The sequence below is a fragment of the uncultured Sulfuricurvum sp. genome (assembly GCF_937936435.1).
Taxonomy (GTDB): Bacteria; Campylobacterota; Campylobacteria; order Campylobacterales; family Sulfurimonadaceae; genus Sulfuricurvum.
In genome coordinates this window covers 38,437-53,987 of sequence record NZ_CALDDG010000019.1, presented here as the reverse complement: position 1 = coordinate 53,987, position 15,551 = coordinate 38,437, and the positions used below count along the sequence as shown (strand labels likewise).

At 43.3% G+C, this 15,551-nt stretch carries 17 protein-coding genes and 2 tRNA genes; 1 reads left to right on the top strand and 18 read right to left on the bottom strand.

The genetic code is table 11. The features are described from left to right. The 10 genes from Q0389_RS02385 to Q0389_RS02340 form a co-directional block, all read right to left on the bottom strand. Positions 1 to 1,014: hypothetical protein (locus tag Q0389_RS02385; protein WP_298691247.1), on the bottom strand; the 1,014-nt coding region annotated here is incomplete at its 3' end. 42 nt (positions 1,015 to 1,056) lie between these two features. Next, on the bottom strand, positions 1,057 to 1,986 hold the full coding sequence (locus tag Q0389_RS02380) for a type II secretion system protein GspK (protein WP_298691245.1): 930 nt from the start codon (positions 1,984 to 1,986) through the stop codon (positions 1,057 to 1,059). After that, the gene (locus Q0389_RS02375; protein ID WP_298691243.1) at positions 1,973 to 2,599 is read right to left on the bottom strand and encodes a type II secretion system protein J; all 627 of its coding nucleotides are present in this window, start codon (positions 2,597 to 2,599) and stop codon (positions 1,973 to 1,975) included. The genes Q0389_RS02380 and Q0389_RS02375 overlap by 14 nt, the downstream gene beginning before the upstream one ends. Further along, positions 2,592 to 3,014: a hypothetical protein gene (locus Q0389_RS02370; RefSeq protein WP_298691241.1), complete on the bottom strand. Its 423-nt coding sequence runs from the start codon at positions 3,012 to 3,014 to the stop codon at positions 2,592 to 2,594. Before Q0389_RS02370 ends, Q0389_RS02375 begins: the two co-directional genes overlap by 8 nt. Next, positions 3,011 to 3,304 (bottom strand): type II secretion system protein, encoded by a 294-nt coding sequence (locus Q0389_RS02365; RefSeq protein WP_298691239.1) that lies wholly within the window; start codon positions 3,302 to 3,304, stop codon positions 3,011 to 3,013. Before Q0389_RS02365 ends, Q0389_RS02370 begins: the two co-directional genes overlap by 4 nt. After that, positions 3,301 to 4,500: a type II secretion system F family protein gene (locus Q0389_RS02360; protein ID WP_298691237.1), complete on the bottom strand. Its 1,200-nt coding sequence runs from the start codon at positions 4,498 to 4,500 to the stop codon at positions 3,301 to 3,303. Before Q0389_RS02360 ends, Q0389_RS02365 begins: the two co-directional genes overlap by 4 nt. Continuing rightward, complete coding sequence (locus Q0389_RS02355) at positions 4,497 to 6,146, bottom strand: ATPase, T2SS/T4P/T4SS family (RefSeq protein ID WP_298691235.1); 1,650 nt, start codon at positions 6,144 to 6,146, stop codon at positions 4,497 to 4,499. Before Q0389_RS02355 ends, Q0389_RS02360 begins: the two co-directional genes overlap by 4 nt. Beyond that, positions 6,143 to 6,556 (bottom strand): type II secretion system major pseudopilin GspG, encoded by a 414-nt coding sequence (gene gspG / locus Q0389_RS02350; protein ID WP_298691233.1) that lies wholly within the window; start codon positions 6,554 to 6,556, stop codon positions 6,143 to 6,145. The genes Q0389_RS02355 and gspG overlap by 4 nt, the downstream gene beginning before the upstream one ends. A gap of 19 nt (positions 6,557 to 6,575) precedes the next feature. Continuing rightward, positions 6,576 to 7,409: a transglycosylase SLT domain-containing protein gene (locus Q0389_RS02345; RefSeq protein WP_298691231.1), complete on the bottom strand. Its 834-nt coding sequence runs from the start codon at positions 7,407 to 7,409 to the stop codon at positions 6,576 to 6,578. After that, positions 7,406 to 8,215 carry an ABC transporter permease gene (locus Q0389_RS02340; protein ID WP_298691229.1) on the bottom strand — a complete coding sequence of 270 codons (810 nt, stop codon included), beginning with the start codon at positions 8,213 to 8,215 and terminating at the stop codon, positions 7,406 to 7,408. The genes Q0389_RS02345 and Q0389_RS02340 overlap by 4 nt, the downstream gene beginning before the upstream one ends. A gap of 111 nt (positions 8,216 to 8,326) precedes the next feature. On the opposite strand from Q0389_RS02340, the gene Q0389_RS02335 reads away from it, so the two are divergent. Next, entirely contained in the window at positions 8,327 to 8,728 is a 402-nt protein-coding gene (locus Q0389_RS02335) for a hypothetical protein (protein ID WP_298691227.1), read from the top strand. Positions 8,729 to 8,766: 38 nt separating this feature from the next. Here Q0389_RS02335 and Q0389_RS02330 read toward each other — a convergent pair whose 3' ends face one another. From Q0389_RS02330 to Q0389_RS02295, 8 genes are all read right to left on the bottom strand, one after another. After that, positions 8,767 to 10,302, bottom strand: coding sequence for a DUF3373 family protein (locus Q0389_RS02330; RefSeq protein WP_298691225.1), 1,536 nt, complete (start codon positions 10,300 to 10,302; stop codon positions 8,767 to 8,769). A gap of 209 nt (positions 10,303 to 10,511) precedes the next feature. Further along, positions 10,512 to 10,586, bottom strand: a tRNA-Asn gene (locus Q0389_RS02325). 27 nt (positions 10,587 to 10,613) lie between these two features. Beyond that, positions 10,614 to 10,688, bottom strand: a tRNA-Asn gene (locus tag Q0389_RS02320). Positions 10,689 to 10,745: 57 nt separating this feature from the next. Further along, a complete protein-coding gene (locus Q0389_RS02315) occupies positions 10,746 to 11,687 on the bottom strand; it encodes a radical SAM protein (protein ID WP_298691223.1) in 942 nt (313 codons plus the stop codon). Then, positions 11,687 to 12,715 (bottom strand): uroporphyrinogen decarboxylase, encoded by a 1,029-nt coding sequence (hemE, locus tag Q0389_RS02310; RefSeq protein ID WP_298691222.1) that lies wholly within the window; start codon positions 12,713 to 12,715, stop codon positions 11,687 to 11,689. The genes Q0389_RS02315 and hemE overlap by 1 nt, the downstream gene beginning before the upstream one ends. A 22-nt stretch (positions 12,716 to 12,737) precedes the next feature. Further along, positions 12,738 to 13,259 (bottom strand): YqhA family protein, encoded by a 522-nt coding sequence (locus Q0389_RS02305; RefSeq protein ID WP_298691249.1) that lies wholly within the window; start codon positions 13,257 to 13,259, stop codon positions 12,738 to 12,740. A gap of 8 nt (positions 13,260 to 13,267) precedes the next feature. Next, positions 13,268 to 14,296: an aspartate-semialdehyde dehydrogenase gene (locus tag Q0389_RS02300; protein WP_298691220.1), complete on the bottom strand. Its 1,029-nt coding sequence runs from the start codon at positions 14,294 to 14,296 to the stop codon at positions 13,268 to 13,270. An 88-nt stretch (positions 14,297 to 14,384) separates the two neighbouring features. Further along, positions 14,385 to 15,539, bottom strand: coding sequence for a sigma-54 dependent transcriptional regulator (locus tag Q0389_RS02295; protein WP_298691218.1), 1,155 nt, complete (start codon positions 15,537 to 15,539; stop codon positions 14,385 to 14,387). Positions 15,540 to 15,551: the final 12 nt, after the last annotated feature.

The window sequence follows — 15,551 nt, the reverse complement described above, 5'->3', positions numbered from 1 at the left end:
ATTGATGTCAAAAGGGATAATACGTGCGGTCATCTTAGCATTATCGATATGACGGATAGGATCGGTTTTTGAAAATTCAAGTTTGACGTTTTCGAATTGGCGGGTTGCAATGATGGCTTTCAAAAAGGTGGTTGATATCGGTGTTTCGACGACGGTTTCAATTTTACCCCCGGAAACTTTGACGTACTTAACGGTCGTATTGGTTTCGTGTGCTACGTGCAGCAAGGGATATGCCGCACTCAAAGCATCGGGACGGACCAGCGTCTCATCGATAAAGCTGTTCCATGCCTGTTTATGCTGAGCGATGGTCTCCTGCCGATGTTTAATCGGAATCATCGCACCTCTCCCTTCTTGGTAAATTTGACGTGATTCTTCGAGCTTTTGCGTAAGATGGTAATTAACGGCATAATGATAGCCAAGAGCCGATAGAATGAGTATGCTCAGAGGGGTCGCAACAGCTTCCAGGGTGGATTTGAACGAAGAAAAATCGGGTATATCCAGAGAAAAAAATTGTTTATAGTGATTAAACGTCAATGATGCGTATCCGGCATCGAGCAAAGCGGCATATTCGTCGGAGTTATAACGTTCTACGGTTTCGAGGGAATGTTCTCGTTTCAGACGGTCGAGGAAAATCGTGTCATCCGATTTCAGGGTGCTTTGCGCAATCAAACGATTGTTTTTGATAACGATCAGAAGGGAGGGATCGGTATTAAAAATAGAGATACGATCGCTTTTGTCACGTGCCATAAGCGCACTGAAAAGGAGATACGCTTCAGGAATGCGGATGGTATCGGATTTTGAAGGTGAGAACCACACCAACAGATCGTTTTCGTCGGAGAGAGCGGTGATGTCTGATTCTGCGAAAGGCGAAAGCGAAGCATAGTTGGTCTGTACCACTTCACGTGACATACGGGGAGGTTTTTTAAAGGTGTTGCGGAGCAGATAGGAATCGGCAATCGGCACAATCTGTATTTTCCCGATCCGCACTAAAAAATGCATGATTGATGCTACCAATTAGAATTCCCCCGATTTTTCGCGATTATAGCATATTGAGTGTTAATAACGGCTAATTGTGTGGACCGGAGCATCATCGTAATCGTTACAATCGAGGATCGCATGTAAGGTCACCTGCGCGTTATTTCGCTGAGACAGAATCTCTACGGCAATAACTCCGGAAGGAAACGTATTGGTGGTTTCAGGATTGTATCCGGTACCGATTTCACGGATACGGTTTAGAAAAAGATAGATATCTTTCTCCCGCAGATCGGTAAGTCCGGCTAATTCTTTGACGGAAACATGCAGTTTCGCTGCCAGTAATTCCGGCGGAGCCGTCGTATAATTAAACGCGCTGACGGGAGAGAGTATGAGAAAACGGTTGACATAATCCCACTGCTCGTTTGTGAGTTCATGAAGTCCGTGTATGAGACGCAACTCGTCGCGATATAAGGAGATAGGGACATTCCGTGGAGAAAAAGGAAATTTTCGCTGTTGGTAATAGGCTTCTTCAGCGCCGTTTAGTCGATGCAAATCATCTTTATCAAACCAGTCGGCGATACTGTCGCGGATCGTATCGCTGTAGCCAAAATCGCCATCTACGGCAAGCAAATCGGTGATTGCCTGGGCATCGGGATACATCGCATTTAACATTCCGGCAGTGTCTTGAAGACGTACCGCGAGGGTTTTTGTCACATTTTGATCGCGACCGTCAATATAAAGTTTTTCGGGATAGGTTACGGGACCGTTTAGCAATGCGGTATTTTCAATATAGTTGAGGGTAAAGTGTCCTGACGCGGCATAAAATTTAACGATTTCGAGTTGAGATTCAGCTTCAAGCTCGGCTTCGGCAGTATCAAACAAGTCGGCGGTATTGGCAATCTCTTGTTTCGCGATGTGCAGAGCAAATACTCCTCCTCCCGTCAAGATAATGACGAGGAATAAGACGATAGGCAAAACATAGCCGGATGTAGAAAGATTATATGTTTTCAAGGCGTCTTCTCACATGGAGTATATAGTGTTTGTAGTCGTTTTGAATTCCGAAATAGTATTCGATATTTTGGTGATCCCGGGTATACGTGAGTTTTATCCGATTGGGAATTTCTCCCGAGATTTTTGATGCAGAGGATTGATCCGTTTCATAGCTAAAGGAGGCCGAATCAAGATTATCCATAAGGACAACGGTTTGTGCATCATTTCCTATGCTCGGAGCCAGATAGTTGGAAGAATCACCGTATAACGGGGATTCTTTGTATATAAGACGATGGTTATCCAGGGTAAGTTCGACGATAGACAAACGGTTGGAAAAAAGTGGAGATTCGGTTGCGAAGAGGACTTTTTTTTCATCGCCTTCATAGAAAAAGCGGTAATCGTATCGATTCGGGTCAAAAGTTTTTTTAGAATATATAACATAAGGGAATGTGGAAGCCACAACGCTTCGTATCTGGGAATAAATAAGCCCGCGCGCAGGCAGCGTCGACATATTTTTAGCCAGAGAGGTAACCATAAATTTCATCGCAACGGTGCCAATCAGTAAAATCATCGATGAAATTGCTAATGTCACTAAAACTTCGATCAGAGTGAAAGCAGGACGATTTTTAGACATTATTCGTTCCCTGAACCGGTTTATAGCGGGTTTGATAGATCGTATATGTTTTGGATAAACTCTCATCGTGTAGTGTAAGGGTGACTTTGTACAATTGTATTTCGTAACGTCCTTTATTACCTGTAAATTCGGTAATATCACTAATAACGTAGGTACGTTGTGATGCAATGCGTTCTATGTGTACAGCGTATTCCCAACCGTTTAATTTACCTTCTTTGTGTTGTTGTTTTTCAAAATCGATACTGCTTAGCATATCTTTCAGGGAGAGGAGAGTTGTCGCCGCCGCTTCGTAATGTTTTTGTTTGTCGGCAGCGCCGTACAATGTTTTCAGTGCTGAAGTGACGGTTAATACCCCCATCGAAATGATAACAAGCGATATTAAGACTTCGATAGTTAAAAATGCCGTTCGCTTCATGGGTGAATCAATATCCCTTTTGCCGTGATATTACCTTCGAAATCATAAGGAAAAGGGGATGAAGTATTGTTGTCCCACCGAACGGTTTGATGTGAAATAATTGCGTTTTTTTGAGTTGAAAATGCAATCATCCGGAGACGATCTAGCTCCAAATCTGCACGTTTGCGATCGATAAAGCGATTCATGGAATCTAGCATCCCAAATCCTTTCGGTGCAACAACGGATGAGATAAATGCAATGAGTGCGATAACAACCAACATTTCAATAAGCGTAAATGCTGAACGGCTCATCCGACGATATCACTGACTGATAGGACTGCAAGCATAATCGAAATAACGACAACGGCTATCATGGCTCCCATTAAAACGATAATTGCAGGTTCTAAGAGGAGTAAAAGACGTTTGACTTCTTTTTGGAAGTTTTCGCTAAAACGTTCTCCAAGCAGAATACATACATCACCCAAACGAGCGGTACTTTCGCCAACCGCGATCATAGAGATAGCCGAAGGCGGAATGTAGGGGCTGGAACTAAGCGTATCACTGAGTTTGTGCCCTTTTTTGATCTCAGCAAGAGCATTGTCGAAAAGTGCCCGTAAATCGGCAATCGTCGCGAGTTTGGCAGATTGGCGCAATGCGCGGTCAAGTTCGATACCGCCGGTAATCATAATTCCGAGAGAGTTAAAAACATAAGATAACTGTATTAAAGTCAAAAAACGTCCTAAAACGGGGAGGCGGAAGAAAATATTCTGAAAGTGGCCGCGAAGTGTTTTTGCGAATAAAAGAACTACTACAACGAGAGCGGCAAGAAAGAAAAGAACGCTTTGCGTATTGTCTGAGAGAAACTGCCCAAAGGTAAGAATGGATTTGGATAGAGCGGGGAGTTTTTCAAATTCTTTCGGTGAGAATAGCGTTGAAAATTTTGGAACAATGAAGAAAAAGACAAAGAAAATCATTACAAAACTGAGTATAAGCAAAAATGCGGGATAGGTCATAGCCGATTTAATATCAGAACTCAGTTTTTGCGTAAAGATGAGGCGTTCTTTGAGTTTGTCCAAAGCACTGGCAAGTTCACCGATTTCTTCCCCGCTGGCAATGATTTGAATCGACAGGTTATCGATAGAATAATTGACATGTTCGGAAGCTTCTTTGAGAGAGAGTGAAACGGGCGTACCCGATTTTATTCGATTTAAAAAATTCTCCAAGAAGTCACGCTGAGATTCTTTCGAAACGGACGAGAGCATTTGTTTAAGGCTGGCATCTATCGGAATCCGTGCACCCATGAGATAGGATAGCTCTTCGATAGTACTTTTAAAATCGTCCGCTGTAAATCGTCCGCTTTTAAGTTTCTTAGTATTTTCCTTGTACTGTAGCAGGATAAGATTCCTGTCTTTAAACAAGTTTTGAAATTCGTTACGGGTTCCGATAAATACGGAACGTATGGTGTCTCCGTTTTTTGTTAAAGCCTCGTAACGGAATTCACTTTTCATCCAGCAGCTCGAATGACTTCATCAATAGTAGTATGCCCCTCAAGCGCTTTTAACAGTCCATCTTCAAGGAGGGTACGATAACCGAATCGGCTAAGTGAGTCGAGATTGCTCTCTTTTTCAAACGCTTGTTGAATTTCGAGTGTGAACGGGGCGATTTCCGCAATTGGGATACGCCCTGTAAAGCCTGTGAAATTGCACTCTTTACATCCGACATTTCGGCAAGGATTGAGATTGATATCGGGGTACTTTGCAAGTAAAGAGTGTAAATCCCATGCCGCATAATATTCGGGAGAGAGCGTATAAGATTCTTTACAATGAGGGCAAAGACGACGAACGAGTCTTTGTGCCATTAAACCGATAATAGAAGATTTGAGTAAAAAAAACTCCATTCCCATGTCGAGAAGACGGGTAATTGAACCTAATGCGGAATTGGTATGGAGTGTAGAGAGTACCATATGTCCGGTTAACGACGATTGTATAGCGATTTGCGCGGTTTCGGCATCCCGTATTTCCCCGATCATAATAATGTCGGGATCCTGACGTAAAATAGAGCGGAGTGCATTGGCAAAGGTGAAATCTATTTCAGACTTGACTTGAATTTGGCTAATTCCCGACAACTCATATTCTACAGGGTCTTCGACCGTTATAATTTTTGTTCTTTCTTCATTGAGCTCATTGAGAAGTGCGTAAAGTGTAGTCGTTTTACCACTTCCCGTAGGGCCGGTCGTCAAAAATATTCCATTCGGTTTGCTAATAATGTCGCGCAATGTTTTGAGATGATCGGGATAAAACTCCAGATATTCAAGCGAATAGCTGACATTTTGTTTGCCTAATAAACGCAATACAAAACTCTCGCCGAATCCGGTCGGGACAGAGGACGCACGGATGTCAATTTCTTGCCCGCCCGTTTTGATACTGATACGGCCGTCTTGCGGAAGACGGTTTTCGGCAATGTCCATTTTTGAGAGAAGTTTAAGACGTGCAACCACCGGAAGCTTAAATGGTTGAGGGATATTTTCGATAACACGGAGCATTCCGTCGATTCGGAAACGTACCGACATGCTTGTTTTAAAAGCTTCAAAATGGATATCGCTTGCACGCATACTAACCGCTTTGGAAAATAAATGATTGACAAGTTTAATGACCGGAGCTTCTGACGCGAGTTCCTTGAGTTTGTCAACTTCATCTTCTCCCGCAATATCAAAAGCCGTATCGGTATAGATAGTTTCTTCGTACTGTGACTGAAGCGTTCGAATCTCTTCGGAAGTTGCGATATAAGGGAGAACTTTTTTGCCGATTTGACGTTCGAGAAATGCTAGTTCTTCCACTTTCAGAGGATCTGCGATCGCGACACTTAGCGTGCTGGATTCTTCACTAAAAGGGAAAATTTTATTTTCGGTTAAAAAAACCAGACTGATGCCTATTTCTGACGGTTTGATATTTTCCGAAGATTTATAATCAGAAAATTTTCCGATAGATAATTGCTGTGCTAATGCCTCTATTAATTGTGTTTCTGTAATTGCGCCGGTGTTTAAAAGGATAGATCCTATCCGACCGCCATAATCTTTCTGTAACGTGAGAGCTTGTTCGATTTCAGCTGCTGTACACGCATTTGCCTGTGTTAAAAGATGCCCTATAAGTGTCATTTCCAAACCGAGACATCTTGATTTTCACCATCACCGCCTTCTTGTCCATCTGCACCTAGGGAACGCAGATCGTAAGGGTGATTATCGCTTCCTGGAGCTTTATATTGATAAGGAAATCCCCATGGATCTTTTTCTACCGGTTTGGGAAGATACGGACCGCTAGCCCCATCTACAGAAACAGAGTTCGCCCATAAAATTGCCAATCCTTCTTCAGTAGTCGGATAGCGGTTGGTGTCTAATTTGAAGCTGTCAAGAGCGGTAGACAACATTTGTATTTGGGCTATAGCAGTTTTGCCTTTTGCCGTTTCAAGTTTTCCGAAAAACTTTGGAGCGACGAGTGAAGCAAGAAGCCCGATAATAACGATAACAACAAGGAGCTCAATCAGTGTAAATCCCGAACGTTTCAGCATAATAATCTCTATTCTTAATTTAGTTCGATATTGTATCAAAATTTGGATTAATAATTGTGGTCGCGAGCTGTTGGTAGGTTTTATACACGTTGTTGAAATAAGAGGTTTGACCTTTAAAAGAGCCTTTGTTATAACACTCAATACTTCTCAGAATATCGCCGTTATATCGTGTTTCACAATCTTTGTAAATTTTTGCTCCTGCATCAATATTAGTCGCAGGATCAAAAATATTGATGCTTGATAATCCCAGTCTTTCATAATGAATTGAATTTATTTGCATGTAAGAACTGTCAAAGTTGATTTGACTGGAACGCAATGTTTCGAAAATAGATTTGGCTTTTTCAATATTTTCTTCAGTATGTACGAGATAAAGAGATGCAAACTGTTTCCCCCAACGCTCATACATTTTTATGCGGAGGTCGGGGAAGCGTTCTTTTAGTTGAGCTAGAATTGACATTCCCGAAGCGCTTATAGAATTTAGGTTGAAAGTTAACGGTTCGAAGTTGCTTTCGTTTATAATCAAGGCTTGGAGAATATTGGGGTCGACATTATAACGCGATGCGACATCGCCTACAACCGGTTTGATGGTTTCCGATGATGGATATTGGATAAAGGTTGTCGGAGTCGGAACGGTATCATGATTTGAAATAGAAACTTGTTTAACGGGCGTTTTTTTGATTTTTTTAGATTCTGACGCCGTTTTTTGGGGGACTAGAAAATTTCTATCGATACTGGCAATGATAACACTGTTGGGATCCTTACTAAAACGGTTATTTATTTTATTGATAAGATCGTTAGCATCGTCTCCAAATAACGAAGCCGCCACTACTATCAAAAATAGAATAATTTTCATAAAATATCCGCGAAATGGGGTCGAAGTTTACGAAATATAAGTGCTCCTAGAAAAAATAAAACAGTCGTAATAATCCAGAAACAGAGTGTTTCTTTTGATTTTTCCCAGAACCAAATATGGTCAATTAATGAATCACGATATCCTTGTGTAATGTAATAAATCGGATTAAGTTTAAAAATCCATTGATATTGTGCGGGAACCATCGAAATCATCCAAAAAATAGGCGTCAGCCAAAATCCAAATTGAATTATCATATTGACGAGTTGTCCTAAATCTCGAAAAAAAACGATTACGGAACTAGTGATCCAGGAAAGTCCGAGTACAAGAATGATGGTAGATATCAGATAATATCCGATTTGAATCCAATAAATATTTGGAGAATAGCCATAAAAAACAAACATGCCAAATATGAAAAGCAAGAAAAAGAGATGAATAATAAGTGCAGAAACGATTTTTACTATAGGGAGCAAACTGACGCGAAAGACAATTTTTTTTACTAAAAATGTATTGTCGAGTACCGCATTAGTGGCCGAGAGTAACGCTTCGCTAAAGAAAAACCACGGAATAATACCTGCAATAAGCCAAAGGATGAAAGGGGTGTTTTGTACGGGTGCAGATTTGAAGCCGACTTGGAATACAAACCAAAAAATCAATATGGTTACCGTCGGTTGAATAAAAGCCCAAAGAACACCTAAATAGTTTTGAAGATAACGAGATTTAAAATCATTTTTTATGAGGTCCGTCAGTAACTGTCGATGGCGGAGTATGCTTAAAAGGAAGTGGATAAAATATTTAATTGATCTCAAAATGTGTAGAATCCTGACTATAACTTCGATGTTATTATAGCGTATGGGTTATTAAGTTGCTTTTATAAACTCTTTAATCAATTTTAACGGATAATAGGGGATAATTCCTCCATGAAATTATTAATCATAGACCGTAGCGGTTTTCAGCTGCAAACCCGAAAAATGTTGCTCGAAGAACAGTTAAAATGCGATATTGCAACCGCCTCGTCGCTCGGCGATGCCTATATTGCATTTCAAAAGCATACGTTTGATGTTGTATTGATCGATAACACGATCGAAAATGCCCAACAGTACGTTGACCATATTCTGCAAATCGATCCTATGCAGCCGATGCTGGTAATTAGTGACGCTATTCATTGCGTTATCAGACGGTGTGGCGATTGTGTAAAGAAACATCAAATCCGACGTTTGAATAATCCGACGCCGATCAAAAATATTGTTCGGATGGTAGACGGATTTAAACGGTACGAATGTGATCATTATGACGAGGAGACAAATTCGCTTCATAATTGAGAAGGCGAATCTCTGCTGTGCAGAGATTGCCAGAGTGATTAAAATTTATAGCGTAGATACGCCCGTATGTCTTGGGCCTTGTCCACAACGATACCGGAAAGATCGGTAGAAGAGGGGATATCACTGATTTTCATCGGCGCTCCGCTTTGTCCTCCGAAGAAGCCGTTGCTTCCGCTGTAATCATAATCGATGTAGGTATAGCGCAGTTGAAAACTGAGTGCATCGACGATCGGTTCCGTGAAGTAGAGCTCATAGGCATCACCTCGTACGGCAATCTTTGATCCTATCGCAGTATCTTCTCCATAGGTGAACGGTCTCCAATAACGGCTGCCGTGGTTAAACTCGATCCCCCATTTTCCTTTTTCCGAAATGAGCGAAGGCATTTGCGTCCCGATCCAGTAGCTGTATCCTGTTTGGCTATCGTAGGAGCCTAGCATCATTTTTCCCCCTTGAGGATCTGTTTTTGACATGGCACCGCTAACAAAAACGGTGGTGTTATCCAAATAATGGCTGATTCCGTCTCCGATGCCGGTAAATGCAATAAATGCAGATGCCAGATGGAGTGATCCGACGGTTTCCATGGACGGATCGTAGTTGGCTAATGTGAATGCCCCTGTTTGATCGAAACCGGAATTTTTGATATCGATGAGATTGTTGGCATGAGTATATTGCAGTTCGGTTGCGATCTTGGAATTTTTGTAGGGGACGAAATTGAGTGCGTACATTGTAATGTTGCCGGTATCGGTTCCGTCGGCATCACTGTACGGTGCTGAACTAAAGCGCGGTTCCGCATTACTCATTCCACGTCCTGCGGCAAATTTAACGGATGAACCTTCCAACCCGATCACAGTATCGAGATGAAATTTGATGTTTCCGCCGTCAAACTCGGCATTGCTGATGTGAGCGAGCGGCGACGTTGATAAATCGTCTTCTCGATAGTTGATTAATTTACCGTTTGTGGAAGGTCTTCGGCCGATTCCGAACGACCACGGAAGGTTCATGCCGAAAAACGTCTCGTCTGTATAATCCATATAGGCTGAACGGACGCGAATCGAATCGTCTTGTTTGTTTTCCGAACTCACCCAGTCAAAACTGTCCATGGCTCCGTTTTGCGGATTGATCATCGAACGTTCGCCGAACAGTTTGTTATAGGAGAGCTGTCCGCCGAATTTTACGTGTTGATTTGCCTGATAGCTCATATTGAGCCATAAACGGTTGCTGAAAAGGGCATCGTTTTTCTGAGTAGTGCCGTTTGCCATCTTGTAATTGAGATTGTCGATACTGGTTCTAAAGTCGACACCCCATTTGAGGTTGTTGCTGTTTGTCTTTTTATTGATTGTGCTGATTTGCTCTTGAAGTTCTTCAATCGCTTCGTTTCTTTTCTCCAATGAAACGGGCTGTGCGAGCTGAGTCGCCAGTTTTGTATTTTCGGCTTTGAGGGATTGAAGCTCGGCACGAAGGGCATTCATCTCTTTTTCAAGTTGATCGAATCGTTCGACCAATGAAGTCTCAGCAAATGCATGGGGAACCAATAAGGAAGATGCCAATAATGAGAGGGTAAGTATTTTTTTCACGAAGTTCCTTTATCTCGAATATAGTTAAAGCGCGAAAATATATCATATAAACTAATGAAAATTATTACTAAAAAGTAAATATTTCATCGAAGTCGGTGTTAAAAAAATGAACAGATGTAAACGAGATGGGCTGAAATAACAGAGGAACAAGTATAAAATTTAGTAGTTAGATTTCGGATGATTGTATGATGACAGTGAATGAAGGGGGATGGCTCCGAATACTGGATTCGAACCAGTGACCAAGTGATTAACAGTCACCTACTCTACCGCTGAGCTAATTCGGAATGTAAAAGAAAGAAAAGGTTCACAAATGGCTCCGAATGCTGGATTCGAACCAGCGACCAAGTGATTAACAGTCACCTACTCTACCGCTGAGCTAATCCGGAATGTTTATGAGGGCGTAATTATACGGTATGAAGGGATAAATGTCAATAAAAATGGCTCTATTTAGAGCGTTTTCGATGAAGATTCGTGCTTGGAATAAAAAAATGGATGTTTGAACGTTCGATTTGAACGATTTTTCCTTGATCTTTCAGGATTTGGAACCGCTTTTTAGACGCTGAATCGAAAAGGGCTTCAATGTCTTCTGCCGTAAGAGGACGTTTGTCGAGAGTCGTTAAAATCTCTTCTTCAGTGTATTTGCCGACTTTTGTCGATGTATGCGAACGGGTGACGATATGAATCGGCAATTGGGGATCAAAAAGATGCGAAAGAGAATAGAGTTCATCATAGCTGAGCGCTTGGACGGCGTATGCCGGGGGACGGTCGACAGTTCCGATATCGATGCGGTCGCATTTGATTTGCAATAGAGCATGGTTGAGTGCGGCTATCTCGGTAGGGGCATCGTTGACCCCTTTGACAAACAGGACTTCCAAAAAGAGTTTGCCGCTAAACCGATGTGAAAAACGGATGATACTTTGGATGATCGTTGCGATCTCTATCCCTTCCGCAGGGCGATCTATTTTGGCAAAAATTTCCGGTGACGCAGCATCAAGAGAAAGTTTGACCTGATCGAACTTCAAAAGAGTATGCGAGACTTTCTCATCGCTTAAAGAAGCGCTGTTAGAAAGAATTAAGGTCTCTTTGGAACCTTTAAAGGTATTGATTTGTTCGATTAACGGTTCCAAATCAGGATACATCGTCGGCTCGCCGTTTGCCGTAATGGTAATGACGTCAATATCCGGATGTGCGGAGAGTGCCTCTTGCAACTCGCGAATAACCGTTTCGACCGGGATGATCTCATGTTGTGCGGCTATAGCTTTTGCAGGTGAGAGTTCACAGTAGAGGCAGTCAAAATTGCATTGTTTTATAGAAGGAGAGAGGTCGATTCCGAGCGATACGCCGAAACGGCGTGAACGGACGGGACCGAAGATGCAAGAAGGCATCAGCGTGCGGTTATCTCATGGACGAGATCAACCAGATATTTGGCATTTTCAGGTTCCAGATCGGGAAGCATCCCGTGGCCGAGATTGAAAATATGCCCTTCTGTAATCCCCATGACGTCAATGATGTGTTTGACACCTTCTAATGTAGCTTCGCGGCTGTATAGACGTGTCGGTTCCATATTGCCTTGCAAGACGTAGCGATCGCCCAGTTTCTCTTTTGCAAGCTCGATCGGAGTCGACCAGTCGACGCAGAAAACATCAAAGTTACCGTCGATTTTGTCTAAAAAGCCCGAAATCCCTTTTGGGAAGAGCAAGACGGGAACATGTGGGTATTTGGTTTTGATGTAATCGGCGATCTCTTTCATATAGTTCCAGCTGAATTCAAAAAATGCCGGCTCTTCCAGGGCGCTTGCCCATGAATCGAATATTTGTACGGCATCGGCTCCGGCAAGGATTTGACGTTCCAAATATCCTTTGATGACGTGGGTCAATTTGGCTAACAAAGCATGCATATATCCAGGATTTGTATATAAAAGTTTTTTGACGATAGCGTAGGTTTTGGTCCCTTGTCCTTCGATCATATAGGTAGCTAGTGTCCAAGGACTTCCCGTAAAGCCGATAAGCGCTTTGTCATCGGCAAGACGGGCACGTACCATTCGGATCGTTTCGTACACATAGGTCAACTTTTCCGCCGCATCGATATCCAATGCGTCTAAATCTTCCTGGGTTTCAAGCGGTGAGGGAAATTTTGGGCCGAAACCTTTGATGAACTCTAATTCCATTCCCATCTCGTTCGGAACGACGAGGATGTCGCTGAACAAAATAGCGGCATCGACATTCAACCTTTCAACCGGCTGGATCGTTACTTCACAGGCCATATCCGGAGCATGGCAAAGATTTAAAAAATTGCCCGCACGTTTACGTACTTCCATATATTCGGGAAGATAACGTCCCGCCTGACGCATCATCCAGATAGGAGTGTGCGGGGTAGGGCGGCGAAAGCAGGCATCAACAAAAATTTTACTCATTACTATTCCTTCGATCTATCTATTAATGTTCATGATGTCCGACTTTACTCAAAAAGTAAAGCCCGACGGATACGGCAGTGATGGAAAGCGCAAGATAAAGCAGCTCTAATGCGCCGCTAAATACGGTATGTCCCACTTTTTGGAAAAAACCGACGACCAAAACCATCACGATGACTTTGGAGATTTTATCTTTCAATTGATCGAGAGAGTGGACGGCGAGAAGTTGATTCTCATTCCCTTCGGTATCTTTGGCCGGATCGATATCGGAGATAAAGAGTTCATAAATTCCGAATGAAAAAATCAGCATGATAACACCGATCAAATACAGATCGACCGCCCCGATGATCCCTCCGACGACGTCATCATGAAAATGTTCGGGGTGGGCATGGGTAGAGTAGGTATTGATCACGTAAACAGCAGTATTATAGATATCAAAACTGGCTACGGCGAAAAGCAATATTGCTCCGATCAAACCGAATACGACTGCCAATAAAATAATAAAACGTGAACTCCAAAGCCCGTGCTCAAAGAATTTTTCAATCATATTCATGATCAGTTCCCTTGCATTTCAACCCATTTTTGGGCAATTCTGACGGCGTTCGTTGCCGCTCCTACTCGAAGATTATCGGCAACGATCCAAAGATGCAGAACATTGTTGCGGTAGATGTCATTGCGGATGCGTCCGACGAATGTCTCGTTTTGATCCATACACAATGACGGCATCGGATAGATACTCTCTTTCGGCTCATCCAGAACGATGATGTTCGGTGCTTTGCGCAACAGTTCACGAGCTTCATTCGCATCCACGGCACCGTCGAATGTGAGGGTCAGAGTTTCGGCATGCCCACGTAGTGTCGGAATACGGACACAAGTAGCGCTGACCTCGATCTCTTTGTGCATGATTTTTTGCGTTTCGTTGACCATTTTGAGCTCTTCTTTGGTGTAGCCGTTATCGGTAAACGAGTCGATTTGAGGGATAGCGTTCAATGCGATTCGATGCGGAAACTTTTTCGGCTCGACATCGTCGAGTGTAAACGCAAAAAATGCCTGCATTTGCTCGACAAGCTCTTCCATAGCCGATTTCCCGGCACCGGATGTTGCCTGATAGGTGCTGACATCGATACGGACAAGATCATACGCATCGTCCAAGGGTTTGAGCGCTTGTACCATTTGAATCGTCGAGCAGTTCGGATTAGCGATAATACCGGTATTTTTCCATTCGGCGATATCTTCGGGATTAACTTCCGGTACGACGAGAGGAACGTCCGGAAACATACGGAAGTGGCTGGTGTTATCGATAACGACTGCCCCGGCTTTTGCCGCATAAGGGGCGAACTCTGCAGAAACACTTCCTCCCGCACTAAACAAAGCGATTTCGATAGCTTCTTCGTCAAAAACCGTCGGCGTCAGTTCTTTAATCACCAGTTCTTGATCATTGAATGTGACGGTGTTTCCCGCACTGCGGGCACTGGCAAGCGGAACAAGCTTGGCAAGAGGAAAATCGATTTCTTCGAAAATGCGTAAAATTTCTTCTCCGACGGCACCGCTGGCGCCGACGATAGCAACGTTATAACGTTTCATGGGAAGCTTTCCTTGGGGATGAGCGAATCACCCTTGAATAATTTTTCCGCGATTATAGCGAATCAAGGCTTGGAGGGGATTAAAAGATTTAAATTCGTCCCAAGCCCCGCGCTTCTAAAAAGAGATCTTCGGTATCGATGACATTCCCGTCACTTAATATCGCCGAACGCTCCACTACGGAGATCAACTCACGGATGTTACCGGGCCAATTATAGCCTTGGAGAGCCTGAACGGCTGAGGATGTGAATGCTTTGGATTCAAATCCGTATTGAGAACAATACCGTTCCAATGCCGCTTCGGCTATTGAGAGGATCTCTTCGCGCCGTTCGCGCAGAGGAGGAATATTTAACGGTATCGTATTGAGCCGGTAATAGAGATCTTCGCGAAATTTTCCCTCAGTGATTTTTTGATGCAGATCGGCATTGGTAGCGCAAATGATCCGTACATCGATTTTGGTATTTTTGGAAGAACCGAGCCGACGGATTTCGCGTTCTTGCAAGACACGCAGCAGTTTGGCCTGCAAAGGATAAGGCATTTCGGCGATTTCATCGAGGAAAAGGGTTCCCCCCTCCGCCAGTTCGAATTGTCCGGCTTTAGCCTCCGTCGCATCGGTAAACGCCCCTTTTTCGAATCCGAAAAGTTCACTTTCAATAAGATTGTCGGGAATTGCCGCCATATTGATGGCGATGAAAGGTTTTGATGCGCGCGGTGAGTTTTCATGAATGTGGCGGGAAAAAAGCTCTTTACCGACACCGCTTTCTCCGAGTAGCATGACGCTCGCATCCGTTGCGGCCGCTTTCGAAATACGATTCAATAATTTCTCTAGTGCCGGAGAATTGCCTAAAAACGCATTGGATGGCGAGGTCGATATCGGTGTATTTTTAGAGCTTTTTTTGACGACGGTAGCGCTTCGCTCGATGGCAGCGACCAAGGTTTCGATTTCGAAAGGTTTCAGGAGAAAATCTTTGACCCCAAGCTGAATCGATTCGATGGCACGGGTCAGGGTCGCATTGCCGGTAATGATAATGACTTCGAATTTACCCCCTAGAGTTTTGACGAACTCAAGTCCGTCCATCCCGGGCATGTTGATGTCACTGATAATCAGCTCGTAGGAATCGTCCAGTTTTTTAAGGGCATCACGAGGGTTTTTAAACGTATGCACTTCATAAGCGCTGTATTCGCCCATCGCTATCTCTAAAGATTTGCGCATATTGATATCGTCTTCGACAATCGCGATTTTCATTGGAACCTTTCA